The sequence below is a fragment of the Acaryochloris marina MBIC11017 genome (assembly GCF_000018105.1).
Taxonomy (GTDB): Bacteria; Cyanobacteriota; Cyanobacteriia; order Thermosynechococcales; family Thermosynechococcaceae; genus Acaryochloris; species Acaryochloris marina.
In genome coordinates this window covers 3273002-3298778 of record NC_009925.1, presented here as the reverse complement: position 1 = coordinate 3298778, position 25777 = coordinate 3273002, and the positions used below count along the sequence as shown (strand labels likewise).

Below are 25777 nucleotides of genomic sequence, written 5' to 3'. Positions count from 1 at the left end.
GCATCCATGAAACCAGACTTTAACCATGTCGTTGACGAACTCAGCTTGCTTAGAGTTCTTCACCCATTTAAGCCTTGTGTGATTGGGACACCGCCCCTGAATCTTGACGTTGACCTGAGTGATATCGATATCGCGTGCTCGGCTGAAGATCTATCTCACTTCCGCCACTATTCCCACCAAAACTTTGGCAAGCTGAATGGCTATCAGTGTTATGACTCTACCGCTCAGAATTTACCTGCAGTGATGGTTCAATTCCATGCGTTGGGATGGGATATCGAATTATTCTGTCAAACCATCCCCACCGAACAACAGTGGGGGGTTCGCCATTTCAGAATAGAGCAACGCCTGCTTGAATTGGAGCCAAGTCTTAGAATTGCAGTACAGCAGCTCAAGCACAGGGGCATTAAAACCGAACCTGCTTTTGCCAAAATTCTTGGGTTAGAAGGCGATCCTTATATTGCCTTATTGGAACTGGAACAGATTTGCGATGGTTTCCAACCGGCCTGTTGCCATCTCAACTTACAACAGCTCATCAGCACCCATCTTCCTAATTCTTTATGACAAGGGATTTCAGTCTGGGTATCATAACGCAGTATTCCAGGTGTCAAACTGGCCTGGTGTGTAGGATCCGCGCCATCCCTATAATTGTCCGCAGGTCGCAATCGAACCCAATGGGTAAACCCCTATGAATTTGAAGCAGATACTTCTTGGCAACCGTTTCGGCGACCTCGCAATGTTCTCCAGAGAGAAACTTGATTTATTACGGACAGCAATTACACAGTCAGAAGCAGTAGGCACCATTGCCAATGATCAGCTAGCCGGGCGCTTGGTTTGCGCCATCTGCGACCCCAACAAAACATTTCTCGATATTGGTGCCCATATTGGCAGCATCACCTCAGCCGTTCAACGATACGATTCAACGGTGAATATCATTGCCGTAGAAGCCATACCTGAAAAAGCAGAACAGCTACGCCGCAAGTTTCCAAAAGTTGTGGTACATGCCTGTGCCGTAGGAGAAAAAGAAGGCGAAATTGAGTTTTTTATCGACCTAAAGCAAACCGGCTACAGTTCCATTCATCACCCCAACAGTAACCAGATCCGAGAAATTCAGGTGCCGATCAAGCGCTTGGATAATTTAATCGCCAGTAACACCGAAGTTGACGTGATCAAGATGGACATCGAGGGAGCCGAACTGGGAGCGCTTCGTGGAGCCATCGGCATTCTTTCACGCAGCAGTCCGACAGTCATGTTTGAAAGTGCGCCGATCCCATCAGATTTCAATGACGCCAAGAAAGACTTGTTTGGGTATTTCAATCAGCGCCACTACGCTATCTTGGTGCCCAATCGTCTGGCCCACAACGACCATGGGCTAACAGAAGCAGGCTTCCTTGAGAGTCATCTCTATCCACGCCGCACAACCAACTATTTTGCAGTACATAAAGATCGCCGCCAAGAGATTAGGGATAAGGCCCGTCGAGTCTTAGGGATTAGTGTTGAATCCATCATCTAACCTGTTAGTTCTAGGAACATCACGAAACCTGCCTAGACGCTTGCAAGGAATCCATATCTTGCCAGGATTACACTGAAGCGACAAGTATCAGTTTAGGCTGGAATCTCAGCACTGGTAGACAGAACGCTATAGTAGTTTGCAGGCTATACACTTCTAGCAACAGTCATCAACCGCTGGCTCCATGGTGAACCGTAATGTAACAACATTGGCCGTTTATTTATGCAGGTAACGGTAACCTTCAAAGCCACCAGCCGAAAAGAGTGGCGAGATTGGCTCACCCAACATCATCAATCCGCATCTGAGATTTGGTTGCTCTCGGACGATCGACCTGCAGTCCCGACGGTTTCTTACCTCGACTCTGTTGAAGAAGCTATTTGTTTTGGCTGGATCGACGGTATTGCCAAACGCATTTCTAGCGTTGAAAAAGCCCAGCGATTTACCCCCCGTCGCCCCCGCAGCCACTGGACTGAACTTAACAAAGAACGGGCTCGACGGCTGATTAAATTGGGGTTGATGACCTCAGCCGGACAAAACAAGCTGCCTGATCTCTCATTACCGTTTGATATTGCCGAGGACATCATCGCGGCCATCCAGGCAGAGCCCAAGGCATTGACCCACTTCAAGACCTTCCCCGATCTTTACATCAGAGTACGCATCGGATATATCGAAGAAATGCGAAAGCGGCCAGAAAACTTTGATAAACGCCTGAAAAATTTTATTTCCAAGACCGCTGCAGGCAAGCGCTTTGGCCAATGGAATGATGGAGGTCGATTAGGGTGAAGCCCCCGATCAACGAGCAGACGTTAGACAACCTGTACACAGACCCTTGCCAGCAAGCCTAACCACGAGATCAAAGCTTGACCCATTCGATTCGTATTCAGGTTACATCCATGAATTAAAATTTCAGCATCTTGAGCAAAATAGTGGCGCCATTCTCTAATGGCATCTGCATACATCCACAGATTGGTATCACTTAAAGCAGTCTTACCCAAAATAAGCTGGCTAGACGCTCCCTGACAGAATAAGAACAGTCTCGACAACCGTTGATGCTGCTTCAACAGAGATACAATTTGGGCAATACCATCTTCCTGCCCATTAAGAATATGTACTGCCATACCGTCAAGCGGGCTCATCAACAAATAACGGTACTGATCTACCGCGGCATCAATGATCACGATCGAAGACGGGTCAGAAGACTGCGTAGACGCAACAGTCAGTCCAGGCAATACATTAAGGGGCAATGCAGTGTGTGGCATGATCATTCTCCGACTTAAAAAAATATGCAAAAAAGAAACCTATATTTGGCTACCGCTGTCCTACATAGAGCCAATATGTAAATCCCAAACCGCTTTTACCCCGATCAACGCGAACCAAACCGTTGATTTATGAGATCGCTAATTCAGGGTTTCTAGAACTAAAACCATATTTTTTTCCTCAATTTAGGTGATTCACTTCACTGGGTAAATGAATGGGGAGAGACCATTCATTCAAGGGAGTCACTTGGATAATAAATTTTTTGGGTCAGTTGCTTTCGGTCTGCATCAATCTCTTGAAAGAGGCTTCCGGTCGCAAATACCAACCAATCCTGATATCACCAATACTGATACAGTGCAGCACAATCAACCGCTCGTCCATGCAAGATAACAAGTTAAGCCCCCAACTTAAGCCTCAACTTTAATAAAAGCTGGTGAAATTGAATTAGCGAAAGCTTTTCAGCGGCTGTGAACTTTAGGAATTCAAACACAGATTTCACCTAAAATGGTGCTATCAGCGGCCACTCATAGGAAGGCACATGGCTAGCAAGGGAGATATCGCCGATGTCTAGGGCCAAAAGCCGTTCGCAACGTAAGCGAGGTATGGTTCTTTCTCCCCAGGGCTGGCAGCGACTCCAAGAGGCCCAGAACCAATTCGAAGCCGCCAACAATAATGGATTACCTTACACCATCGAAGATTTGACAGAGCTGACTCAGCTCAGCCCGAACACCCTCAGCAAAGTTCGAGCCTGCAAACATGCCGTCGATCGTAAAACCCTGAAAGCTTACTTCAATACTTTTGGACTTGATCTAACATCATCAGACTATACTTCACCCTCCCCTAAACCAACAGCGGATCAAACACCACTCCCGACAAAAATTTCAAGACCTCAGCAAGATTGGGGGGAAGCCATGGACGTCTCCATCTTTCATGGCCGAGTTGAAGAATTAGCCACCTTGGGCCAGTGGGTTAGAACAGACCATTGTCGGCTCCTTTGCATTCTGGGCATGGGCGGCATTGGCAAGACAGCGCTAACGGTCAAATTAGCTCAGCAACTGCAACAAGAATTCGACTTTATCATTTGGCGGTCCCTGCGTAACGCCCCATCTTTAGCCTCCCTACTGGGAGAACTGGTGCCTTTTCTCTCCCATCAGCAGCCCCTAGAAACAGATATAAGACTACTGTTGCAATGTCTGCAAACTGCTCGCTGTTTAGTCGTTCTGGACAATATCGAAACCATTTTGCAGCCAGAGCAACAAACGGGGTACTATCGCCCCGGCTATGAAGACTACGCAGAGCTATTCCGGGTTGTGGGTGAATCCCAGCACCAAAGTTGTGTGCTACTCACGAGTCGAGAAAAGCCAGCTGAGATCGCAATGTTCGAAGGCGTCGAGCTACCGGTCCGGTCCCTAACCATTGGTGGGGCTTTAGATATGGCCCTGGCGTTAGTCAAGAATCAGCAGTTAAAGGGAACGGCTGAGGAGAAACAAACCCTATGTGAATCTTATGGCTGTAGTCCCTTAGCCTTGAAGATTACTGCCAGCTCCATTCATGACCTATTTGACAGTGATATTGCCCAGTTCCTAGCCGAAGAAACCATTATTTTCAGCGGAGTCCGACGTTTACTGAATCAACAGTTTGAGCGACTTTCTCCATTAGAAAGACTTTTAATGTACTGGCTCGCCATCAACCGAGAATGGACCACCACCCTAGACCTAAAAACAGACCTCATACCCACCATAACCACCGCCCATCTCTTAGAGGCACTAGAATCCCTCGTATCCCGGTGTTTAATTGAATCGCGACGGGGTCAATATACTCAACAGCCTGTGGTGATGGAGTTTGTCATTCGCAAACTCACCCAGCAGATTAGTTATGAGCTGCTCAGCCAAGACGTGTCCTTATGCAGTCAACTCGCGATTGTCAAAGCTCAAGCCAAAGATTATCTACGAGATATCCAAACCGGTCTCATTTTGCAGCCCGTCTTAGACCAACTGCTGATCACCTTGGGCAATACACAAGCCATTGCCGATCACCTCACAAAACTGCTAGACCACCTTCGACATCAGCCCATCGTGCAAGCAGGCTATACACCGGGCAACATTATCAATTTACTGCGCCAGATCGGCACAGATCTCAGTGGGTATGATTTGTCCCATCTCCCTATTTGGCAAGCCAACCTACAGGATATTTCGCTCCATCATGTCAATTTCACAGGGTCAGATTTATCTCAATCACTGTTCACCCATACCTTCGGTGCGGTCTTTGCCGTCGCGTTAAACCCTGCTCAATCTCTCGTGGCTGCTGCCGATGCCAACGGCAATATTTATCTATGGCAAATCTCGAATGGTCAACAACTGTTAGCCCTAAAAGGGCATACGGCCTGGATTTCCTCCATCGCCTTCTCTCCCAATGGCGATCGCCTTGCAAGTGGTAGTTTTGATCACACTCTTCGCATCTGGGACATCGATACAGGACAGTGCCTTAATACCTTGGCAGGGCATCAGGATGCCATTTGGTCCGTTGCATTTTCCAGAGAGGGTGATGTTCTGGCCAGCTGCAGCTCAGACCAAACGATTCGTTTATGGAATCTTGCTGAGGGTCGCTGCCTCAATGTTCTGCAGGGGCATGATGCGCCAGTTCATTCGGTTGCCTTTTCGCCTCAGAATTCTTATCTGGCCAGCAGTAGTGCGGACTCCACTGTCAAGCTCTGGGATTTGGAGACGGGTGAGTGCATCAACACTTTCCAAGGACATAACGAAACGGTGTGGTCGGTTGCCTTTTCGCCTACAAGCCCCTATCTCGCCAGTGGCAGCAACGATAAAACCATGCGTCTATGGGATCTCCAGTCTGGCCAGTGCTTGATGTGTTTATCCGGCCATAGCAATGCAATCGTCTCTGTTGATTTCTCAGCCGATGGACAAACCCTCGCGAGTGGCAGTCAAGACAACACGATCCGACTATGGGATACCTCTTCCGGTCATTGTGTCGCTTGCTTCACAGATCATACGAGTTGGGTCTGGTCGGTCTCTTTTGCTCACTCCAGCAATCTATTGGCTAGTGGCAGTCAAGATCGATCCGTTCGTCTTTGGAATATTGCGAAGGGTAAGTGTTTCAGGACGTTCTCGGGATTTACCAATACCGTCTGGTCTTTAGTCTTTACGCCAGAGGGGAATCGGCTCATTAGTGGATCTCAAGACGGATGGATTCGCTTTTGGGACACCCAGAGGGGCGATTGCCTACAAGCCCATCAACAAGAAGGTTTTGTGTCGACTGTCGCTATTAGCCCAGACGGACATCTGCTGGCCAGTGGTGGATATGCTCAAGACAACAAGCTCAAAATATGGGACTTAGACAACGACCGCTTGCATTCCAACTTGCCCGTTTCTTTTGATGTCACGCGAGCGATCACCTTTAGCCCTGACGGTAATCTGCTCGCCTGCACCAGTGACCTGGGTGACTTACAACTCTGGGATGTCAATGCTGGCCTCTGTACTCAACGTTTACAAGGGCACAGCAATGCGATTTGGTCCGTTGCATTCTCGCCCGATGGCTGTTTACTCGCCAGTGGCGGCATGGACCAAACATTACGACTCTGGCAAGTTGAGAATGGCAGCTGTTGTGAAGTCTTTGAATATTCAGGCTGGGTTGGCGAATTAGCCTTTTCACCCCAGGGTGATCTCCTAGCCAGTTTTTCTGCTGGCGAGCCAGTAGTGATCCTCCAACCGTTGAGTGATTTACAGTGCCGCCATAAGTTAACTGGACATCTAAATTTGATCAGTGCCATTGACTTTTCTAAGGATGGAACCCTCTTAGCAAGCTGTAGCTTTGATCAGACCATTCGAATTTGGGACATTCAGACCAGTCAGTGTCTCCAAATCTGTCGCGGGCATACCAGCTCTGTATGGTCGGTCGTCTTTAGTCCCTGCGGTCAAATGGTCGTCAGTGGAGGGAGTGATGAAACCATCAAATTCTGGAATATTCATACAGGGGAATGCTTAAGAACGGTGTACTTACCAGGCCCCTATGAAGGTATAAATATCACGGGTATAACAGGTGTCACTCATGCTCAAAAAGCGACGCTGAAAGCGTTAGGGGCAATTGAGGATCACAGTCTTCATGAAGCCTGACCTCTGCCACTCACGATCCTTATTGGATGACCACTTCAGCAATAATGCCTGATGTGAGGTTTGCCATTCGCAAGAAGGATAAGCTGCGACTTGCGATCGCACCACCGCAACTAGAATAGCCACCTAGGGCTAAAACTCGCCCCACCCATAAATTCGCTGTTTTTTTGCCTAAATCACTATCGTAGTCGCCATAACGTTTTTACAGGTTTCGATGCCACAGTACCCCTAACAACGCAAATGCAGCGCCTCAGACTAACCTCCTATAGTACCACTTAGTATGACCAGTTCGGCATTCCAAGCTGCAAGCTCTTCCAGTTCCGCAAGAGAAGTGCCCATTCGACCCCGAAACCCCATCGAGATCATTAGATCCTGGATGAGCGACACTGCAACGGAAACATTGAACGTAGAAGGCAACATCCCTTTTTACAGTTCGGTTTCAAAATAAACTGCCATTTGCTCTTGCCGTCTTACCAATAATTCATGTGTAGTGGTGGCTACTTTCGGCATTCTTCCCACAACTGACATGGCAATGCAAGAAATGAGGTAGCTCGAAGGATGATGCTGTCCCGCAACGTCCTGCACTATGGTTGCAAAAAATGCGTGTAGCCTGATTGAAACCCTGTTTTGGTGGACAGTTTGCACTGAGGCGGCTGGCCAACAGCCGATGGTACATCGGTTTTAAGAGCATTTTCGAAGTCATTTGTAATGACAGCAGCCATTAGGAATCTCCCCAATACTGATAACTGGGAGGTTTTGGCACAAGAGGGGCAATCGAGATCCGATTTGACCGGCCCTTTTGAACAGATCAAATCATCCGTTGACAGTAAGTTGTTGGGGCAGGTCAATCTATTTCAGGTAGGCAACAAATATGTGCGCGAAGGAGGAAGCATTACCTTATCATCAGGCTATTTGGCACAACACCCAATGGAGGGGGGAGCAGCGATCAGCCTCGTTAATGCCGCTCTAGATGCGTTCGCGAAAGCAGCTGCGTTCGAATTAGGTTCAAGCCTAAGAGTGAACACCGTTAGTCCTCGATTTGTAAAAGAAACTATGGAAAAAATGGGTATGGATAGTTCAAGCGGGATCTCAGCAACAGATACGGCTAAAGCTTATAAGTACGCCGTAGAAATCAGTGAATTCGGTCAGGCTTTTGACGTTGCGGATTACCTTTAAAATACGACTCACAACTCAGCCCAGTGACATCGCATCTGCAATCGTATCTCTATTGCGTGAAGCAAAGCGCTGATCCATAGCTAATCCACTTTCTCTTGAGCTACAGGAAATTTGGACATAAGGCCATGAACCAAAATCTGATGATTGCTGACCTAGAAAAGCGCAAAACAACTCAGCACTACGACCCAACCAAGCGCGTGTTCAGAGAACATTTGGAGGTTATTTAGAGGTACTTCAGATACTTTAGATCTTAAGGCCCAATCTCAAACGAATGGACTATCAGCTTGTCCACATTCAACCCTTCATTAGTTTCAGGTTGTACTGAGGTTTTGCACTATGCCTTTGACAAAGACTTTACAGTGGTACGAACTATCACCCTTCAGTAGGAGTTAATCACAATGGATAAGCCCGTCATTCTAACCATCGACGATGATCCAGCCGTGCTCCAAGCGATCGCCCGTGACCTGCGCAAGCAATATGGCGGTCGTTTCCGCATTATGCGGGCTGACTCTGGGACCAGTGCCCTGGATGCGACTCAGAAGCTCAAACTGCGCGGCGATACCGTGGCCCTCTTCCTGGCAGATCAGCGGATGCCCAATATGAGCGGAGTGGAATTTCTGGAACAGGCCAGCCCTATTTTCCCCACTGCGAAGCGAGCGCTGCTGACGGCCTATGCCGATACCGATGCGGCGATATCTGCCATCAATGATGCCAACCTGGACTACTATTTGCTCAAACCTTGGGATCCGCCAGAAGAGAAGTTGTATCCCGTTCTGGATGACTTAATCGCCGACTGGAAAGCGAGCTTTAAACCAGAGTTTAAGGGAGTGAAAGTGATTAGCGATCGCTGGTCCCCGGACTCCCATGCCCTGCGCGATTTTCTCTCCCGCAACCAAATTCCCTACCGCTGGCTGGATATCGAAAGCGATCCTGAAGCCCAACAGTTGATCAGTCTGTCCGGTGAAAAAGTGAGCCAGGCCGATCATCCTTGCCTTCCCCTCGTGATCCAAGCAGATGGCTCTAAACTGACGAGCCCCAGCGTCACAGAACTGGCCCAAGCTCTGGGGCAAACGACCGAAGCGGCGAAGCCGTTCTACGATTTAGTGATTGTGGGGGGTGGCCCAGCGGGGTTGGCTGCTGCTGTTTATGGTGCCTCTGAGGGACTGCGCACGGTGATGATTGAGCGCGAAGCGCCTGGCGGCCAAGCAGGCACCAGCTCTCGCATTGAAAACTATTTGGGCTTTCCGGTTGGTTTAAGCGGCAGTGACCTGGCCCGCCGCGCCGTTACCCAGGCCAAGCGCTTCGGTGTTGAAATTCTCACGCCCCAAGCTGGCCAAAGCCTGCGTACCGAGAACAATTACCATTTTTTGACGCTGTCTGATGGTAGCGAAATCAGCAGTCATGCCTTAATCCTGGCCCTGGGGGTCTCCTGGCGTAGGCTAAACATGCCTGGCATTGAACAGTTTACGGGGGCAGGCGTGTACTACGGCGCAGCCCAAACGGAAGCCGCCGCCTGCACAAACGAAGAGGTCTACGTGGTAGGTGGTGCCAACTCAGCGGGCCAAGCAGCTATGTACTTTTCTAAGTTTGCCAAGACAGTGCGCATATTGGTGCGGGGCGAGTCTCTCACTAAAAGCATGTCCCAATATCTGATTGACCAAATCGATGGCACAGACAACATTGAAGTGTTGCCGTTTCATAGTGTGGTGGAAGCTCAGGGGAGCGAGAAGCTGGAGCGGATTCTGGTCAAGGATTCCCAGACCGATGAGATGAAAACGTTTGAGACCAATTCCCTGTTTATCTTTATCGGAGCAACCCCCAGTACGGATTGGTTAGGTGACCAGGTATATCGCGATCAACGGGGCTTTATTTGTACGGGGCCAGATGTGGATACATCGTTAGGCTGGCCCCTGGAGCGCGATCGCTTCTTGTTGGAAACCAACGTACCTGGCATTTTTGCGGTGGGTGATGTGCGCCATAACTCGATCAAACGGGTGGCCTCTGGCGTGGGTGAAGGCTCTATTTGCGTCCAGTTTGTTCATCGCCATTTAGCCAACCTGTAGCGTATCCCCAATTTATAGGCAATTAATCCATGCTTTGTCCAGACGCTTTGACCCAGATAGAAGTCTTTCGCACACTGCCTCCAGAACGCCTGGATTGGATCTGCGATCGCACACAACATATCCACTTAACCCCAGGTGAAATTCTCGTCCGGGAAGGCGAGCCCCCACTGGGCTTTTTTATTCAAGTCAGCGGTCAAATTACTGTCAGCCGCAGCAGCAATGGGGCAGATATGCCCGTGGGTCGCCATGTGAGTCCATCTTTCTTTGGAGAAATTCAATGCCTGACGGAAGATTTAGTTCCGGTTACCTTAACGGCTGATACGAATACCGACCTCTATCGACTCAATTGTCCCGACTTTTTAGAGGTGCTCCATAGCTGCCGTGACTTTGAAAAAAATATCTTTCGCACCATGGAGAAGCGGTTACGCGGCCTAGAATTTTTTATTCAAAGTCGGGAAAAAATGGCTGCGTTAGGCACACTTTCAGCAGGATTGGCCCATGAGCTCAACAACCCGGCAGCCGCTTTAGTACGGGTACTCAAAGACGTGAAACCCGCCATTCTGGAATTGCAGCGGATGAATTTGGTGTATGGTCAACACCAAGTAGATGATGAGCATACTCAGCAATGGTTGGCGCTAAGAGATCACGGTTTTAATGCCATTGCCCATCCCCAAAATGATCCCCTAGTCTTGGGAGATCGAGAAGATGCCCTGACTGACTGGCTAGAGGACTATGGGGTTGACGAAGCTTGGAAGTTGGCTGAACCACTCGCTGCAGGGGAAGTAGAGCCTGAAACCCTCGAGCAACTCATGGACCGCTGGCGCAATAGTGATACTGAACTACGGGATATGGGCCTGAGGTGGTTGGCGCTCTCCTTTGACGTCATGGGGATGATCTTCAGAGGTTTAGATGGGGCTGAGCGAATCTCGACGCTAGTGCAGTCCATGAAGTCCTATTCCTATATGGATCGGGCCGCGCAGCAAGAGGTGGATATCCATGATGGTATTGAAGATACACTGCGCTTGTTTGCATTCAAGCTCAAGCATGGCATCAAGGTTGACCGTCACTATGACCAAGACCTCCCTAAAATGATGGCTTTTGGCAGTGAGCTGAACCAGGTGTGGACCAATCTATTGGATAACGCCATCGACGCTTTAGGGGAAAGCCCTCCCACTTCCGAACCACCTAAAATTACGATTCGGACTTGTCAAAAGAACAGCTGTATCCGAGTTGAAGTGGAGGATAATGGTCCGGGCATCCCGCCTGAGATTACAACTCGCATTTTGGAACCGTTTTTTACCACCAAACCCATGGGCAAAGGATCAGGATTGGGACTGGATGTCGTCCGTCGGATCGTTGAAAATCGTCATGGTGGCAGCCTAATGGTAGAGTCTGCACCGGGAAAGACGTGCTTTGCGATCACGCTGCCGCTTTCTCGATCATAAGGTGAAAGGCGGTTTTGCGGATCAGAGTCATTTGATAAAGCACTTTCGGCGGTCTGTGGGGATAACACCGAAGGTCTTGCGCGAATCTTGTTAGCCATCGACTCCGTATCTTGCTCTAGGGGCTCAAGTATCTGGGAGCCTGGAAGCATTACTCTATTTGGTTTTTCTAGGTTTTTACTTTCAGGAAGAGCGCCCTACTGCAACTTATAATTGCTCTTACATAACGACCTAACTTCCGTAAAGCAATTCCCCGGAGGAACCAGATTTCAAAATCTTTTGGCTTTATATCTAGAGCATGCTCAAAGCTCGTAATTGCTTCTTCATATTGGCCTAGATCGAGTAGCATGTCTCCAAGCATTTTCCAATCTGGATAATTTTCTGGGGTAACTTCTAGAGCCTGCTTGAGGCTGTGAGTTGCTTCTTTCTTACGCCCTAATAGTAATTGGGTACCTGCCTTATTTATCCAAATTTGAACATCATCTGGTTCAATATCTAAAGCATGATCGAAGCTAGCAAGAGCTTCTTCAAAACGACCTGATTCTATTAGAATCAGTCCACGCATGTCCCAAGCTAAAAGATAGTTTGGCTGAATCTTTAATGCACTATGAAGGCTAGTAATCGCCTCACGATTATTGCCTAAGCAGTGTAAATAAAGCGCTCGACTATACCAAGCTTCATACCAACTTGGTTGAATCTCTAGAGCATGATCCAAGCTATCAATTGCTTCCTCATAACGACCCAAGTTACCTAGAGAGATACCTCGTCTAAACCAAACTGCATCATCCTTATGATTAACTTGAAGAGCTTGATCATAAGTCATTACTGCCTCTTCAAACTGCCCTAAATCATAAAGCTCATTAGCTTTTTGAAAATATTCCATATGCTTGCTTTAAGATTGCTTATTAATGATGGTCGGACATACCGTGTGATCAAAATTTTCCATGACCTCGTTCAATTGCAAGCATCCTTGCAAAGCTTAGGATGTTTGGATCAGGTTCATAGTAATGAAAACTATTTTCTTTATGGGTTGTTCGATAGATGATCGCATCATTCATTTAAACGCAGTAGACGAAACTTCAAGATCATCTGCCGCTGCTGATTTGGGACATTAGATTGCTGGAATCGTACTTGAAGAACTACTAAAAGTTTGTTGATTGGCGTTTTCAGATGCAGCAGACTTTCGGCAATGGTTAAACGTGATAGAAGTGATGTGGTCGCTACCCAGTAATGAATCAGCTGAGATGAAACCAACTGAGCCCCTACCAGAAGATCGCTATGTCAAAGTTGGGTCTGTCAATACGAGATACTGGCAAATTGGCGACTCAGGTAGAGCTGTCATTTTGCTGCATGGAGGTGGCGGTTATATTGAGTTGTGGAAATACAACATCTTTGAATTAGCCAAGCATCATCGCATTTATGCCTTTGATATGGTCGGTGCAGGTCGCTCTGAAAGACCAAATACCGATTACACATATGATTTTATGGCTCAGTTCACCCGAGAGTTTATGAAGGTATTGGATATCCCCAAAGCAGATTTAATTGGAACGTCTGCTGGAGGGGGTGTGGCGCTGACGTTTGCGCTAAAATTTCCAGCGTTAATCGACCGCCTCGTTTTAGCTGGGAGTGCTGGCTTAGGTCCAGAAATTAATCTGTTACTTCGGATTACAGCGATTCCGGGGCTAGGTAAGTTATTGAGCTCGCCCACTAAATCAGGTTTAAGAATGTTGTGTAAGCAGTCAGTCTATAACTCGAATCTCATTACTGAAGAAATGGTCGATGAGTTCTATCAAATGGCTATCCTACCAGGAGCCGCAGCGGCAACGATCAACTTAGGACGCTCCATTTTCAGCATCTGGGGGCAGTTCTCCCAGCCCATTACTGAGAGACTACAGACCATCACAGCCCCAACCCTCATCATTTGGGGGCAACAAGATCCTATGGTTCCTGTCAGCCATGGTCAGAATGCTGCTCAAATCATGCCCAATGCTCGATTGGAAATTTTCGAGGAATGTGGTCATTGGAGTTCCATTGAGCATCCCCAGAAATTCAATCAGATCATTCTAGGATTTCTTTCGTCGTTTTAGGTTTTCAAGATGTTGGTTGTTATCTTGATCCTTTCGGAGTGCTTACGATAGTCATCGAACGACGAAAGACGGCTACAAATACCACACTGAAGCCATCTCAAGGTGGATACCTGGCGCAAAATTCCAACAATTTTGTCAAGGAAGAACAAGACAAGTAGATTAAAATTCTGTTAGGTTACAGCGCCTCCCTATGATTAATCAAACGCACATGGGGTAGTAGCACTCTTGCAAATTTCTAGTTGGTGGAAGAAGAATCATGTCATCCCCCATTAAAATCCTGGCCTTTGCCGGTAGCGCCCGTGTTGAGTCCTTCAACAAAAAGCTCGTCAAGATCGCGGCGGCCGGTGCAGCCGATGCGGGTGCTGAGGTCACCCTGATCGACTTACTGACTTATCCCATGCCCTTATTTAATGAGGATTTGGAAGCCAAAGATGGCCTCCCGGAGTCGGTTCTTCAGTTTAAGGCACTCCTTAAAAGCCACCAGGGATTACTATTGGCCTGTCCTGAATACAACGGTTCTATTACCCCATTGCTGAAAAATGCAATTGACTGGGCCTCTCGCCCAGAACCGGGGGAAGCACCCATGGCATTGAGTTGTTTTAAGGGTAAAGTGGCTGCGCTGCTATCTGCGTCCCCAGGTGGTTTAGGGGGAATGCGGGGTCTAGTGCATGTGCGCGCCATTTTAGAAGGGATTGGGGTCCTAGTCATTCCTGAGCAGAAGGCAATTTCAGGGGCTTATCAAGCCTTTGACGATCAGGGTAATTTAGTCGATGAGAAACAGGTTGATGCGGTACGTGCGATCGCAAATAAGCTCGCCACCGTAACCGCAAAGCTATCCCAGTAAGCTCTTCCCAATGTCCCCAAGTCATGTGAGAGAGTCATTATATTTCGGGATCTGCGGAAACTCCAGCGAGAACCAAACGCACTACTTCTTCCGTCTGTCGCCCCACCATTTCGGGGCTCAACAGTTGTTGTTGGGTATCCAGATATTTCAAGTTTTCGTGGGCATCAAAATAAAACGAGCAGACTCCCAAAATATTGATCGCCGTCAAAAACGGATCGAGCTGCCGGAACTGGCCTGTTGCCATCCCTGTTTCTAAGACACTAACGATCGATTGAAAACCTGCCTGCCACCCCGTCTCTTCTCCATACCGCCCTTGATTCTGAATTGCTTCCTGAAACCACAACATGCCATGCCATCGGTTTTGGGATTCAAAGGTCAGGTAAGCCCGAATCATCGCTTCCAAGGCTTGCGCTGGCGTCTGTTGGTCCCAATCAGTCGGTTTAAAGGCCGAATTTATATCACTGACTAGCCGCTGCAACACCGCCCGATAGAGGGTTTCCTTGTTGGTGAAGTAGTAGCACAGCATCGCTTTAGTGACTTGGCTTTGGGTTGCGATCGCAGCTGTGCGCGCCCCCGCTAACCCATACTTAGCAAACTCTTCCGTTGCCGCAGCTAAAATCCGAGCTTTTGTCGCTGCTGCATCCCGTTTCTGCTTCCCCTTTGGAGTAGCGTTTGGTTGTGGATCAAGAGACGCCATGCAGATATCCTTCGTCACAGTCATGAGCACTAGGGTAAAACTTGACAGCTCCATTCAGCAGCGATAGTTTAACTAAACAAGTGTTTAATTAAATCGCCCTTTTCTTCATTAAGGAGTCAGAGCATGTCTCACTTCGACCCCAGTCGCTTGCAGAAGCAGCCAGATCTATTTCAGCGTTTTGAGGTGATGGATGAAGGGAGATCTATTGCCTCCACTCGGCTACCGGACTCTGCTGAGCTGATTGTGTTTGAACGACATGGTCAACGACGGGCTTTGTTAGTGCAAGAGATGGCGTATCACCATCTGGCTCAAGGAACGTTGGCGGAACAGCCTTATATCGTTTCATTCTGTGGTGTCTGTCATAGCGGTGTGGGACTGACGCCTGTCGTGGAGGGGCAATCCTATCATTTTCAGGTAGGTGGACTGTACAACGGGGTTGCCATTCTCACGGATGATGAAACGGGCACCTACTGGGACCACATTACGGGGCAAGCAGTCTATGGTCCCTTAGCAGGGACTCAGCTAGATACTTGGAGTCTGGAAATGACTACGGTGGCGGCGGCCCGCCGGCAAGAACCTGAGTTACGGATTTTGCGATCGCATCAGCGTCCCATTTTCCGGCGAGTGATGCGCTTTGGCCAGTGGACGTTTGGTCAAACAGGCTATTTACCGAAGCTGTTTACCCAAACCATGGCTCCCGAAGATCCACGATTATCCAGAATGACCATGGGCTTGGGAGTTGTGGTCGATGGGAGTGCTCGTTTCTATCCCCACGCTGAGATTGAACCGCAGGTGACCGATGACTGGAACGGGCGAACGCTACAGGTATCACTCAATCCACTAGATGGTGTCCCCAGCGCAACCTGGGCTGACGGCACTCGACCTTTACAATACTTTCTCCGCTGGTACGGCTTTGCCCTGACTTTCTCCCACTGTAGTATTTACGGTTTAGACCAGAAGGAAGTGATCTGACACTTTGAATAATCCTGCCCCGAAGGCTCCAATAAGATGATATTCAAGGCAGTGCAAGATATTCCTGCTGCTTCCGTACGCTTAGGGATAATCTCCATATTCTTGAGAAATACGAAGTGTATTTTTCGTTCAATTCAATGACTTGACTATCAAGAGACCATTTGATGATTGTCAAGAGTTCTCCACAAAACATGTCAAATTATAGTTATCTACATGGGCAGTAAAACCGGAGCATTATAAGAGGGCCACAACAATAAAGTTCTGGGACAATTCGTCAATGATGACAGCTTCAAAAAAATAGAACTACTGACTATAAAGAGTCACTCAGTCTATGGCAATAAAACATAAATGAGATTATGCTGAAATTCTTCTTAACCCTTTCTGAGACTGATTTATAGAATTTATATCGTTCTTAAATTATGTAATATCAGTATGGTCTTCTGGGAATAATATTTACAGAGACGTACTCATATTATTAGGACGTGATTAAACCAAATGCTAATACTTGAAAGTTCCGAAATCGAGCATTGTAGCTTATATCATAATATTGATGGAAATCAAAAGAAGTTAGCTGGTGCTAGCTATCAAGATAGACTATATGTTCGTCAGTCAAATTTCTCCAAAAATCAACGACAAGAAGCCTTAGAATATTGTCGAACGGCTTTTCTCGAATCTAAAGGTAATAGCTCGGTTTTACTAGTTGAGGATGAAACAGAATTCACTGCCTGGGTTGAGGATAAGCAAGCGTCTCTTGCTCCTGAAAAAACTATTGACCGAATTACCTTAATTAATCTGGAAAAATTAGTCGCCAAGATGCGTACTGTCGGTGGCATCAAGATCAAGAATCGGGTTTATCGGCTAAAAGAGTATCCATATTGCTTTATTGGGTCTGAGGCAGTTCGCTGGTTGATGCACAATGTTAAATTGTCGCGAGAAGAGGCGATTGGATTAGGGCAACGATTAATGGATGACAAATGGATCCATCATGTTTCTGATAGCCATCAATTTAAAGATGAAGAGTTATTTTATCGGTTCTACTGGGATGAAGATTAATTTTTAGCCGTTCTGTTGCTGTAGACACTGACCTTGACTCAAAAAAGTGGAAATTCCCGTACCAATTAAAGCAATAGCGACAGGACACAAATTCAGATCATGATGGGTGATTCGCATAGTAGTCCCTTGTCCCTTTAGCCGTTACAGCTTCACCAATTCGGTTGAGGGCATGCACATAGGCCGCAGTCCTTACAGAGATTGTTTTAGTTTGAGCAATTTGCCAAATTGTCTCCGTCTCCTCCACCATCTTTTGCTGAAGCTGCTTCTGCACCTCTGCCTTCGTCCAGTAGAGACCACTCCGATTTTGCACCCATTCAAAATAGCTCACCGTGACGCCCCCCGCATTTACCAAAATATCCGGGAAGACCGTCGTGCCAGACTCTACTAAAATTGCATCTGCGGCTGAAGTGACAGGACCATTAGCCACCTCGAAAATATATTTCGCCTTGATCTGCTGGGCATTATCAGCCGTGATTTGATTCTCCAAAGCAGCAGGAATCAACACATCCACGTCTAAGGCCAACAGCTCTTCATTCGTGATCGTGTCATGCTCAATAATGCTGCAGACACTGCCATCACAATAGACCGCCTTCATGGAGCGGCTGGCGTCTTTATGCTTGCGGATACTGGCAATATCCAAACCTTGCGGGGCATAAATACCGCCCTGAGAATCGCTAACGGCAACGACTTTATAGCCCACTTTATTTAGCAGCTCGGCAACAACCGCTCCAGCATTACCAAACCCTTGCACCGCCACTGTGGTTTGCTCAGGAATCAGCTCCAACTTTGGTGCCATCGCTTCAATCACGAAAAAAGCTCCCATCCCCGTGGCTGTGTTTCTGCCTACACTGCCCCCAATTGCTAGGGGTTTTCCCGTGACCACTCCTCGGCAAATTTGGCGTTTGATAATGCTGTACTGATCCATCATCCAGCCCATAATCATCGGGTTGGTATAGACATCGGGAGCCAGAATATCCACATCCGGGCCAATAAAATCAGCAATGGCATCAATATAGCCTCGGCTTAAACGCTCTAGCTCCATCCGGGAGAGGGATTTAGGGTCGACCGTAATCCCGCCTTTGCCACCGCCAAAGGGCAAGTTTAGGGCAGCACATTTAAAGGTCATCCAAAATGCCAAGGACTGGACTTCATCAATGGAGACGCCGGGATGATACCTAACCCCACCCTTAGCCGGACCGCGAGTGTCGTCATAGCGGACACGATAGCCTTGAAAGATTTTCAGTTCGCCATTATCCATACGCACCGGAATGGAGACTCCGAGTTGGGCCTTAGGATATTTCAAGGTTTCCAAAACATCTTCGGGTAAATCCACATGCTCTAAGGCAGTGGTTAGGCGGTGAGTGGCATCGCTAAAGAGTTGATCATCCGTACCCACGAGACTATCCTGCTGTGAAGGGCTGATTCTAGCGTACTCTCGACTTTGGGTTTGGGCGTGCGATCTCAGTCGAGATTCAACAAACATAACGAAACGCAACCATTAATCGCTGCAAAGCCAAGGACCGGCAAAAAGAACAAATCACGCTATTATTCTCTAAAACCCAAGGAAGGGGGAACAATGCAATCACTCCGATTCATTGCAATGGGACTGCTGAGTCTATGGCTATGGCTTGGTTGGGGCACGCCAGCCTTGGCCGTTGACAATCTGGAAGAACAGGTTTTACAGATTATTCGAAATCACCCTGAAGCCATTATTGAGTCGGTACAAACCTATCAACAGAACCAAAAACAGGCCCAGCAACAAGCCCAGCAAGCGGCGATCGAAAAGCTGAAGCCTAATGCTTTAGTCGGAAGCTCACCTACCACGGGTGCTCAGAATAGCCCCAACTTATTAGTGGAGTTTTCTGATTTCCAATGTCCCTTTTGTGCCCAAGCCGCTAGCGATGTGCAGGCCTTTTTGCAGCAAAATCCGAATCAATTCACCTTTACCTATAAACATCTCCCCCTCCAGTCCATCCATGACCAAGCCCTGTCTGCAGCAAAAGCAGCTTGGGCTGCTCAGCAACAAGGACAATTTTGGTCCTACCATGATGCACTTTTTACTCGACAAGATGAATTAGGGGACAAGCTCTACACGGACATTGCCCAGCAACTGAAGTTGGATCTGGCGCAGTTTGATCGCGATCGCAACAGTGATGCCGCCCTTAAAGCCATCAATTCAGATCTAGATCTGGCCCAAAGCATCGGGATTACGGGAACGCCATTTTTTGCCCTCAACGGCCAAGTCTTACCCTTGCCCTTCAATGGCTCAACCGTCAACGCTTTACTCAAAAACTGATAATCAACACCAAGGCAAAGACAAAACTGCACTTCTCAGCTAAGCAATTGCACTTGTTCAGCACCCGAATCTCTTTGAGCAAATCGCTGCAGACGATTGACAGAAAAACCACAGCTTGCAAACTACCGCTAGATATGGGTTTAGCCTTGATAGATCAAGAAATGTAAGGCTCGCAGTCTTGCTAGCAGTTCTTCCATGATGAAGGGCTTCATCAAATAATCGTCGGCCCCAGCATCCAGGCCAGCAATGCGATTTTCAGGTTGCCCCAAAGCAGTCAACATCAAAATGGGAAGTGGATTTTGGCGGTCTCTAAGTCGCTGACATAGCTCTAAACCCGAGAGTTCTGGCAGCAGCCAATCAAAAATGGCAACCGTGTAATCCGTCCACCGGCTTTCTAAACAGTGCCACGCTTGTGCCCCATCAGTCACCCAGTCCACCACATACTTTTCGCCGACCAGCACTTGTTTAATTGCCTGTCCCAAATCTCCTTCATTTTCTACCAGCAGGATTCGCATTGTCTCAGCTCCTGACCATGAAGCCGATTCTACTGAGACTATTGTCATTTCATCTGGTTTTCATCTACTCAGCACAATCCCAACTGAATCCAAACTCAAGTATATTAAACAAGTGAAAAGCAACATCCCCAATCCTGCAGACTAGTGGTTTTAAGTGATTGGCTTCAATGAACTAACGGCCCTCTTCGGGGGGATATTAATTGGTACCAGTGCCACAGTGCTACTGCTATTCAATGGCCGTATTGCCGGGATCAGCGGCATTGTGAATGGTGCAATTAGCTTCAAATCTGCGGAAAGCTGGCGGTGGATATTTATCGTTGGCATGCTAATGGGCAGCGCCCTCTACGAGTACGTTCTTGCGGCTCAGCCCACCCCCATTTCTACCTTCGCGCCGTGGGCAATGCTGGGCGGTGGTTTCCTTGTTGGATTTGGCACGCGGATGGGAAATGGTTGCACCAGCGGGCACGGCGTCTGTGGTTTGGGTCGCCTGTCTCTGCGATCGCTGGTTGCAGTCCTGACTTTTATGGCGAGCGCGATCGCAACGGTCTTTCTCACCCACCACGTTCTACCAGGCGGATTGTGAGGAAAATAGGATGCAACAGCTGATCGCTTTACTCTCCGGCATCCTATTTGGCCTAGGACTCGGCCTGTCCCAAATGGTGGATCGAGAACGGGTGATCGGGTTCCTAGATATTGCGGGAAAGTGGGATCCAACCCTCATTTTCGTGCTTGGAGGAGCCGTGGGGGTAACGCTTTTAAGTTTTCGCTGGGTTTTGGGTCGCAAGCAGCCCGTGCTGGTCAGTACCTTCAGCATGCCCAACCGCAAAGACATTGACCGGAAACTGATCACCGGAGCCATCATCTTTGGAATTGGCTGGGGCATCACAGGCTACTGCCCCGGTCCCAGCCTCACAGCCCTCGTACTAGGGATTTGGAATCCGGTACTGTTTGTAGGCGCTTTCGTTGCTGGATCGTTGGCATATCGGCGGTTTCAGCAATAAATCCCTTGGCCTGCTCAGCGAAGCGGTGACTTCCGTCGCACCGCCGCTCCATGGACATCACTGCGCTCCAGCCCTGTATAGGCATGTCCTCCCGGTGCACTGCCTGTGGCAGTGTCAACCGTGTTCGTCGATCTCAGCACGCCAAACAAACGTCCTGAGGCCCCGTTCTGGGTCAGCTTGATTAAGCCAACACCAGGGCAACTCCCCTGCGCAGAATGATTCACCGAGACGGGGACAGGCCCTCGCAGGGCGACCACCAAATACTGACCGTCGGGCGTTGCTTCCAAGAGATCGGGCGCTGGATCGTTTTTGGGTAACGCAGGGTCATCTGACACCGATGTAGCAGCACAGGCTCCCAGTCCTTGACCTTTTCCATTAGCAGAGGTGAGGTCATAAGTACTTCGTTCAAGCGTCTCTGTGTTGATGACGTCCACCGTGTTTTGAATGCGGTCTACAGTGTGGATGAATTTGCCTGAAGTCGTTTTGGCCATACCGTGGGAATCACGCCGAGTGGTGGTTCCGGGTAGTTGGCCTGTGTCGTTGGTCGCTGCGCCCTGAGCACTGCCGATGGTGGCAGTATTAGTGCTGTCTCTAAAGATCACCTGCGGCTCAGGCTGACTAGCGGTGGAGCTAAAGGCTGAGTCATCCAGGGTGTAGATGGTAAAGGTGGATTGGGTTGCCCCTGCGCTAGAGGCTGAAACCCCTGCATTCAACCACATATTTTTGTTGACCTGCACACCGCCACAGCCTGCACCATTGATAGCTTGATTGCCGTATTCACCCACAATGGTCATCGGTGTCGTCGTTGTATCTGCCACCAGTAGCCCACCAGCGCCAAAGGTGATATAAGCCTTATTGCTGTCAGAAACAATGGGGCAAATAATGACGTTGTTGGGGCGTCCCCCTTGGTCACCATCAGCCTCAGCAGCGCACCCATTCTCTTTACAGTCCCCTTTCGGGGTTAAATCCCCTAAGGCATCTGTGTCGTAAGCCCCCGAAATACTGCCGAGCATCGGCTGCCCTTGAGCGTTGTTACCAAGATAGACCTTAGGCTGATCGGTAATCTGCAAGCCTTTACCCACTCCCAAAGCTGCAGCCCGATTCAGCGTTGCTTGGGTAATTTTGCCATTACTGTCCCGTTCAACGTCAATCCGCTCTAAAACTTTGCCATGCAGGTTGGCCACCAACAGTGCTGAACCATCTGCATTCCAGAAAGACATGTGAACAGAACGACCACTAGAGGTACCTGACACCCGGAAGAGCGCGATCGCAGCTTTACTCTCTCCATCCATAATCCCTACATAGCCACCATCTGGGGCAAAAATATTCAAGTTCATGTAGCGATTTTGCGGATCGGGCAACATACCATGTAGTCGTCCAAACCCAGACAAATCTTCCAGCGTTTTGCCCGTAGCACCATCACTATCATGCTCAGCCAGATTGCTCGGAAACACATCGTAGAGATTACATGGACCTGCTCCTGCGGCGTTGTTCCCATCACAGCCGAGCGGTTGCGGGGCTTTGTTTGCCCTCAGTTTCCCTTGGATATCCTGACTGTCCCAAATCCAGAGCCAACTCCCGCTCACCCCGGGTGCCCCAGCATCAGCTCTAGAATTGGACTGATCTGACCCCCAAATCTCATAGTCAATAGAAGATTGCCCCAGAGCTGAACCGCTGACAAGACATCCTAAACCCAAAGGTAAAGCGACAACTGCAGTAATGGCATTCGATCTTAGCCGTCCGAAAACACGTTCCATAGCTACCTGATTAGTGTATCTTGCGACACATTTTAGAATTCAGCGGTGACAAAGCGACCTAGAGTAACAAGAATTAAACCAAGCGAACGCGGCCAAAGTTAGCGTTCAAAAGGTCTGGGTTCAAGTAATTTAACAAGTTTTGATTTATTGCTATTTTCTAGCTTTTATAGTCAACAGCTAGAATGACTAAATACAGATGAGTCAGCAGTTTGAGAGCAAAAAGTGATTTTCCTTATATTAATAAATCATTAGCATTGCTGAACTGCAGGCAAAATGGTTTATCGACCAACTCAGCCTATCCCTCCATCAACCGAAAAATGGCCCCCTGCTAAGCAGGGGGCCATCTAAAAGGAAAACACAATTGGGTTATTAGACCGCTACGGGCTCTTCCGCAGTCTGGACATGGGATTCAGGATGAACCTTAGCCAGCATCTCTCGGAGGCCCTCGCCTTCAATCACCTCTGACTCCAACAACTGCTCCGAAATCGTCTCCAGTAATTCCTTATTCTCTTTGAGAATACTCAGAGCTTCCTGATGAGCGGTTTCCACTATGCCCTTGACTTCCTTATCAATGGCTTTGGCTGTTTCATCACTGACCATTCGTCTCGCATTCATACCGCCACCGAGGAAGTTATTCTGCTGACCCTTGTCATAAGCCAGGGGTCCTAACACTTCACTCATGCCATAGGAGGTGACCATTTGCTCGGCTAAGTCCGTGGCTCGCTGTAAGTCATTGGATGCACCTGTGGTGATGCTACCAAAGATGACTTCTTCTGCAGCTCGTCCACCTAGAAGCGTGGCAATCTGACCTTTGAGTTCAGCTTCGTTTAACAAGAAGCGATCTTCTGTCGGGACCTGGAGGGTGTAGCCTAAGGCTGCCATACCTCTAGGAACAATGGAAATCTTCTCCACTTGATCCGTACCAGACATCTTGGCTCCGACGAGGGCATGACCGACTTCGTGATAAGCAACGATCTTCTTCTCTTTGTCGTTGAGGACGCGGCTCTTTTTCTCTAGTCCAGCAACGACGCGCTCAATGGCTTCGGCAAAGTCTTGAGTCTCAACGACCTTGCTGCCTCGACGGGCGGCTAATAGGGCGGCTTCATTCACCAAGTTAGCGAGGTCTGCGCCAGCAAAACCTGGGGTACGGGTAGCCATGGCTTTAAGGTCTACGTTCTCACCCAGCTTCACTTTCTTGGCATAGATTTCCAAGATGGCCAGACGACCTGTGAGGTCTGGACGATCTACGAGGACTTGGCGGTCAAAGCGACCGGGACGCAGAAGGGCGGGGTCTAAGGTTTCAGGACGGTTGGTAGCAGCTAGGACGATAACGGTGGCATCTCCGGCTCCAAAGCCATCCATTTCGGTGAGCAGCTGATTGAGGGTTTGCTCGCGTTCGTCATTACCGCCGACGAAACCATTTCCACCAGCCCGAGATTTACCAATGGCATCAAGTTCGTCAATAAAGATAATGCAGGGGGCTTTCTTTTTAGCTTGTTCAAACAGGTCACGGACTCGGGCCGCACCGGTACCAACAAACAGTTCTACAAATTCTGAACCAGAGATGCTGAAGAAGGGCACGCCTGCTTCACCAGCGACGGCTTTGGCCATTAAGGTTTTACCAGTTCCAGGAGGACCCACTAAGAGAACACCTTTGGGAATCTTGGCACCAATCTCAGTAAAGCGTTGGGGAGACTTGAGGAATTCTACAATTTCTTCGAGTTCAGTTTTAGATTCTTCTACACCAGCCACGTCATCAAAGGTGACTTTGTTGTCATCGCCTTCGACGTAGACTTTGGCTTTGTTTTTGGTGACGGAGAGGGCTCCTTGGGGACCACCGCCACCGATGCCGCCGCGGCTGAAGAATTGGAAGATGGCGACGAAGATGACGGGGGGGATGACCCAGCTCAATAGGGTGGTGAACCAGCGGTTGCTAGGAGGGGGAGTGGCGGCGAATTCGACGCCTTTGGATTCGAGAAGTTTGGGCAGCTCTAGGTCGAAAATCGGGGTGGTTTCTTGGACTTGACCCGGGTTACCATCCATATCTTTCATCTGATAACGAATGACATTCTGGCCAACGGAGACCCGAGCCACTTGCTCGTCCTGAACTTGTTCGATGAAAAAACTATAGGGCACTTTAGAGACGCGGGAACCATTACCAAAGGTCAAGACTAAATTGACAACGAGTAAGGCTAAAGGAAGCAGCAGCAAAATGGTGCTGAGAGGATTGGGACGTGGGCGTCGTGGTTTATCGTTTACTGGCATGAGAATGTCCTTAGTTAAAAAATGATGCGGATGGTTTAAGGGAGTAAAAAAGCTTCAATGACCCGAAAGTTGAGCCACCCAAAAAGTGAAAATCTGAACGGTTGTAGCGCTGATTTGCAAGAAGTTAGCTCTTTGCCATGATGCAGCCCTTTGAGTGATGACACATCTGCTTTAAGGCGTAGATAGCCATCCTAGGGACTCATTCTTTAGGCAAGTAAGCCCAGACGTTTGCCGTTATCGCGTGCTAGTCGAATCCAACCCTGACGACGACTCCGATCAATACCAATCTGATTGCAGAAGTTGGTAATGGCTTTTGAATGCAGGGCAATGGCTTTCCCACGGAGTTTGATAAATCTGGGTTGACCGACAATGTTGCGGACTAGCACGACGAGGGGAGCAAACATGATGAATTCCTTTTGTGTAACGTTATGTTAAATATTTTAACTAATTTGTAACATAATGTCAACAAAAGTTGCGAGTATTTAAAACTGATGGTACTTAATTCATTAAGGTATAAAGATCCCAAAAAACAAATTAAATCAGCTTATAAAAGAGTAAATTCAAGAAAAGCTGATTTATTGAGATTTTTATTAGATAAAACTGAATAAAAAGAAAAATAAACGCAATATAGTCTTTTTGTTTTAAACCATCATTCTCCCGGTGAAAGCGACAATCTAAGATTCCCAACTCAAAGGATAGGCTACCAAAGTGTAAATTT

General features: G+C 48.3%; 22 protein-coding genes and 1 pseudogene. 14 read left to right on the top strand and 9 right to left on the bottom strand.

Annotation, left to right across the window (positions count from 1 at the left end; translation table 11 throughout):
* The first annotated feature begins 6 nt into the window (after positions 1-6).
* The 3 genes from AM1_RS14820 (at position 7) to AM1_RS14810 (ending at position 2290) form a co-directional block, all read left to right on the top strand.
* Entirely contained in the window at positions 7-561 is a 555-nt protein-coding gene (locus AM1_RS14820) for a DUF4269 domain-containing protein (RefSeq protein ID WP_012163670.1), read from the top strand.
* Positions 562-685: 124 nt separating this feature from the next.
* Positions 686-1510, top strand: coding sequence for an FkbM family methyltransferase (locus AM1_RS14815; protein WP_012163669.1), 825 nt, complete (start codon positions 686-688; stop codon positions 1508-1510).
* 219 nt (positions 1511-1729) lie between these two features.
* Complete coding sequence (locus AM1_RS14810) at positions 1730-2290, top strand: YdeI/OmpD-associated family protein (RefSeq protein WP_012163668.1); 561 nt, start codon at positions 1730-1732, stop codon at positions 2288-2290.
* Positions 2291-2313: 23 nt separating this feature from the next.
* On the opposite strand, the gene AM1_RS14805 is transcribed toward AM1_RS14810, so the two are convergent.
* Complete coding sequence (locus tag AM1_RS14805; protein WP_049783834.1) at positions 2314-2766, bottom strand: DUF4347 domain-containing protein; 453 nt, start codon at positions 2764-2766, stop codon at positions 2314-2316.
* A gap of 561 nt (positions 2767-3327) precedes the next feature.
* Between AM1_RS14805 and AM1_RS14800 the strand changes: the two genes are divergently transcribed.
* A complete protein-coding gene (locus AM1_RS14800; RefSeq protein ID WP_012163664.1) occupies positions 3328-6894 on the top strand; it encodes a WD40 domain-containing protein in 3567 nt (1188 codons plus the stop codon).
* Between the two features lie 19 nt (positions 6895-6913).
* Here the strand turns inward: AM1_RS14800 and AM1_RS43970 are convergent, their stop codons facing one another.
* Complete coding sequence (locus tag AM1_RS43970) at positions 6914-7039, bottom strand: hypothetical protein (RefSeq protein WP_012163663.1); 126 nt, start codon at positions 7037-7039, stop codon at positions 6914-6916.
* A gap of 560 nt (positions 7040-7599) precedes the next feature.
* Between AM1_RS43970 and AM1_RS14795 the strand changes: the two genes are divergently transcribed.
* The 3 genes from AM1_RS14795 (at position 7600) to AM1_RS14785 (ending at position 11575) form a co-directional block, all read left to right on the top strand.
* Positions 7600-8067: an SDR family oxidoreductase gene (locus tag AM1_RS14795; protein ID WP_012163661.1), complete on the top strand. Its 468-nt coding sequence runs from the start codon at positions 7600-7602 to the stop codon at positions 8065-8067.
* Positions 8068-8465: 398 nt separating this feature from the next.
* On the top strand, positions 8466-10130 hold the full coding sequence (locus AM1_RS14790; RefSeq protein ID WP_012163660.1) for a response regulator: 1665 nt from the start codon (positions 8466-8468) through the stop codon (positions 10128-10130).
* Positions 10131-10159: 29 nt separating this feature from the next.
* On the top strand, positions 10160-11575 hold the full coding sequence (locus tag AM1_RS14785) for an ATP-binding protein (RefSeq protein ID WP_012163659.1): 1416 nt from the start codon (positions 10160-10162) through the stop codon (positions 11573-11575).
* Between the two features lie 166 nt (positions 11576-11741).
* On the opposite strand, the gene AM1_RS14780 is transcribed toward AM1_RS14785, so the two are convergent.
* Positions 11742-12455: a tetratricopeptide repeat protein gene (locus tag AM1_RS14780; protein ID WP_012163658.1), complete on the bottom strand. Its 714-nt coding sequence runs from the start codon at positions 12453-12455 to the stop codon at positions 11742-11744.
* Positions 12456-12816: 361 nt separating this feature from the next.
* On the opposite strand from AM1_RS14780, the gene AM1_RS14775 reads away from it, so the two are divergent.
* Positions 12817-13659 (top strand): alpha/beta fold hydrolase, encoded by an 843-nt coding sequence (locus tag AM1_RS14775; RefSeq protein WP_012163655.1) that lies wholly within the window; start codon positions 12817-12819, stop codon positions 13657-13659.
* A 256-nt stretch (positions 13660-13915) separates the two neighbouring features.
* Positions 13916-14503, top strand: a complete 588-nt coding sequence (locus tag AM1_RS14770; protein ID WP_012163654.1) for an NADPH-dependent FMN reductase — start codon at positions 13916-13918, stop codon at positions 14501-14503.
* Between the two features lie 37 nt (positions 14504-14540).
* Here AM1_RS14770 and AM1_RS14765 read toward each other — a convergent pair whose 3' ends face one another.
* A complete protein-coding gene (locus AM1_RS14765) occupies positions 14541-15200 on the bottom strand; it encodes a TetR family transcriptional regulator (RefSeq protein WP_012163653.1) in 660 nt (219 codons plus the stop codon).
* A gap of 123 nt (positions 15201-15323) precedes the next feature.
* Here AM1_RS14765 and AM1_RS14760 point away from each other — a divergent pair, with 123 nt between their 5' ends.
* Positions 15324-16172 (top strand): DUF3179 domain-containing (seleno)protein, encoded by an 849-nt coding sequence (locus AM1_RS14760; RefSeq protein WP_012163652.1) that lies wholly within the window; start codon positions 15324-15326, stop codon positions 16170-16172.
* Positions 16173-16667: 495 nt separating this feature from the next.
* Entirely contained in the window at positions 16668-17225 is a 558-nt protein-coding gene (locus tag AM1_RS14755) for a mechanosensitive ion channel protein (RefSeq protein WP_010479074.1), read from the top strand.
* 97 nt (positions 17226-17322) lie between these two features.
* Here the strand turns inward: AM1_RS14755 and AM1_RS14750 are convergent, their stop codons facing one another.
* Positions 17323-18708 carry a Glu/Leu/Phe/Val family dehydrogenase gene (locus AM1_RS14750; protein ID WP_012163650.1) on the bottom strand — a complete coding sequence of 462 codons (1386 nt, stop codon included), beginning with the start codon at positions 18706-18708 and terminating at the stop codon, positions 17323-17325.
* A 93-nt stretch (positions 18709-18801) separates the two neighbouring features.
* Between AM1_RS14750 and AM1_RS14745 the strand changes: the two genes are divergently transcribed.
* Complete coding sequence (locus tag AM1_RS14745; protein WP_012163649.1) at positions 18802-19521, top strand: DsbA family protein; 720 nt, start codon at positions 18802-18804, stop codon at positions 19519-19521.
* A gap of 164 nt (positions 19522-19685) precedes the next feature.
* On the opposite strand, the pseudogene AM1_RS14740 reads toward AM1_RS14745, so the two are convergent.
* Positions 19686-20036 (bottom strand): annotated as a pseudogene (locus AM1_RS14740) (response regulator); the annotation flags it as partial.
* A 154-nt stretch (positions 20037-20190) separates the two neighbouring features.
* On the opposite strand from AM1_RS14740, the gene AM1_RS14735 reads away from it, so the two are divergent.
* A complete protein-coding gene (locus AM1_RS14735) occupies positions 20191-20619 on the top strand; it encodes a YeeE/YedE family protein (RefSeq protein ID WP_012163646.1) in 429 nt (142 codons plus the stop codon).
* Between the two features lie 10 nt (positions 20620-20629).
* The gene (locus AM1_RS14730; protein ID WP_012163645.1) at positions 20630-21037 is read left to right on the top strand and encodes a DUF6691 family protein; all 408 of its coding nucleotides are present in this window, start codon (positions 20630-20632) and stop codon (positions 21035-21037) included.
* Between the two features lie 14 nt (positions 21038-21051).
* Here AM1_RS14730 and AM1_RS14725 read toward each other — a convergent pair whose 3' ends face one another.
* The 3 genes from AM1_RS14725 to pgr5 form a co-directional block, all read right to left on the bottom strand.
* Positions 21052-22794 carry a hypothetical protein gene (locus tag AM1_RS14725; RefSeq protein ID WP_012163644.1) on the bottom strand — a complete coding sequence of 581 codons (1743 nt, stop codon included), beginning with the start codon at positions 22792-22794 and terminating at the stop codon, positions 21052-21054.
* A gap of 369 nt (positions 22795-23163) precedes the next feature.
* The gene (gene ftsH4, locus AM1_RS14720; RefSeq protein ID WP_012163643.1) at positions 23164-25059 is read right to left on the bottom strand and encodes an ATP-dependent zinc metalloprotease FtsH; all 1896 of its coding nucleotides are present in this window, start codon (positions 25057-25059) and stop codon (positions 23164-23166) included.
* Positions 25060-25265: 206 nt separating this feature from the next.
* A complete protein-coding gene (gene pgr5 / locus AM1_RS14715; protein ID WP_012163642.1) occupies positions 25266-25463 on the bottom strand; it encodes a cyclic electron transport protein PGR5 in 198 nt (65 codons plus the stop codon).
* Positions 25464-25777: the final 314 nt, after the last annotated feature.

What these genes read in the sequence shown, in the direction of transcription:
- AM1_RS14820 (WP_012163670.1), top strand. Translation starts at nt 7, where the DNA reads ATGAAACCAGACTTTAACCATGTCGTTGACGAACTCAGCTTGCTTAGA.
- AM1_RS14815 (WP_012163669.1), top strand. Translation starts at nt 686, where the DNA reads ATGAATTTGAAGCAGATACTTCTTGGCAACCGTTTCGGCGACCTCGCA.
- AM1_RS14810 (WP_012163668.1), top strand. Translation starts at nt 1,730, where the DNA reads ATGCAGGTAACGGTAACCTTCAAAGCCACCAGCCGAAAAGAGTGGCGA.
- AM1_RS14805 (WP_049783834.1), bottom strand. Translation starts at nt 2,766, where the DNA reads ATGCCACACACTGCATTGCCCCTTAATGTATTGCCTGGACTGACTGTT.
- AM1_RS14800 (WP_012163664.1), top strand. Translation starts at nt 3,328, where the DNA reads ATGTCTAGGGCCAAAAGCCGTTCGCAACGTAAGCGAGGTATGGTTCTT.
- AM1_RS14795 (WP_012163661.1), top strand. Translation starts at nt 7,600, where the DNA reads ATGACAGCAGCCATTAGGAATCTCCCCAATACTGATAACTGGGAGGTT.
- AM1_RS14790 (WP_012163660.1), top strand. Translation starts at nt 8,466, where the DNA reads ATGGATAAGCCCGTCATTCTAACCATCGACGATGATCCAGCCGTGCTC.
- AM1_RS14785 (WP_012163659.1), top strand. Translation starts at nt 10,160, where the DNA reads ATGCTTTGTCCAGACGCTTTGACCCAGATAGAAGTCTTTCGCACACTG.
- AM1_RS14780 (WP_012163658.1), bottom strand. Translation starts at nt 12,455, where the DNA reads ATGGAATATTTTCAAAAAGCTAATGAGCTTTATGATTTAGGGCAGTTT.
- AM1_RS14775 (WP_012163655.1), top strand. Translation starts at nt 12,817, where the DNA reads ATGAAACCAACTGAGCCCCTACCAGAAGATCGCTATGTCAAAGTTGGG.
- AM1_RS14770 (WP_012163654.1), top strand. Translation starts at nt 13,916, where the DNA reads ATGTCATCCCCCATTAAAATCCTGGCCTTTGCCGGTAGCGCCCGTGTT.
- AM1_RS14765 (WP_012163653.1), bottom strand. Translation starts at nt 15,200, where the DNA reads ATGGCGTCTCTTGATCCACAACCAAACGCTACTCCAAAGGGGAAGCAG.
- AM1_RS14760 (WP_012163652.1), top strand. Translation starts at nt 15,324, where the DNA reads ATGTCTCACTTCGACCCCAGTCGCTTGCAGAAGCAGCCAGATCTATTT.
- AM1_RS14755 (WP_010479074.1), top strand. Translation starts at nt 16,668, where the DNA reads ATGCTAATACTTGAAAGTTCCGAAATCGAGCATTGTAGCTTATATCAT.
- AM1_RS14750 (WP_012163650.1), bottom strand. Translation starts at nt 18,708, where the DNA reads ATGTTTGTTGAATCTCGACTGAGATCGCACGCCCAAACCCAAAGTCGA.
- AM1_RS14745 (WP_012163649.1), top strand. Translation starts at nt 18,802, where the DNA reads ATGCAATCACTCCGATTCATTGCAATGGGACTGCTGAGTCTATGGCTA.
- AM1_RS14730 (WP_012163645.1), top strand. Translation starts at nt 20,630, where the DNA reads ATGCAACAGCTGATCGCTTTACTCTCCGGCATCCTATTTGGCCTAGGA.
- AM1_RS14725 (WP_012163644.1), bottom strand. Translation starts at nt 22,794, where the DNA reads ATGGAACGTGTTTTCGGACGGCTAAGATCGAATGCCATTACTGCAGTT.
- ftsH4 (WP_012163643.1), bottom strand. Translation starts at nt 25,059, where the DNA reads ATGCCAGTAAACGATAAACCACGACGCCCACGTCCCAATCCTCTCAGC.
- pgr5 (WP_012163642.1), bottom strand. Translation starts at nt 25,463, where the DNA reads ATGTTTGCTCCCCTCGTCGTGCTAGTCCGCAACATTGTCGGTCAACCC.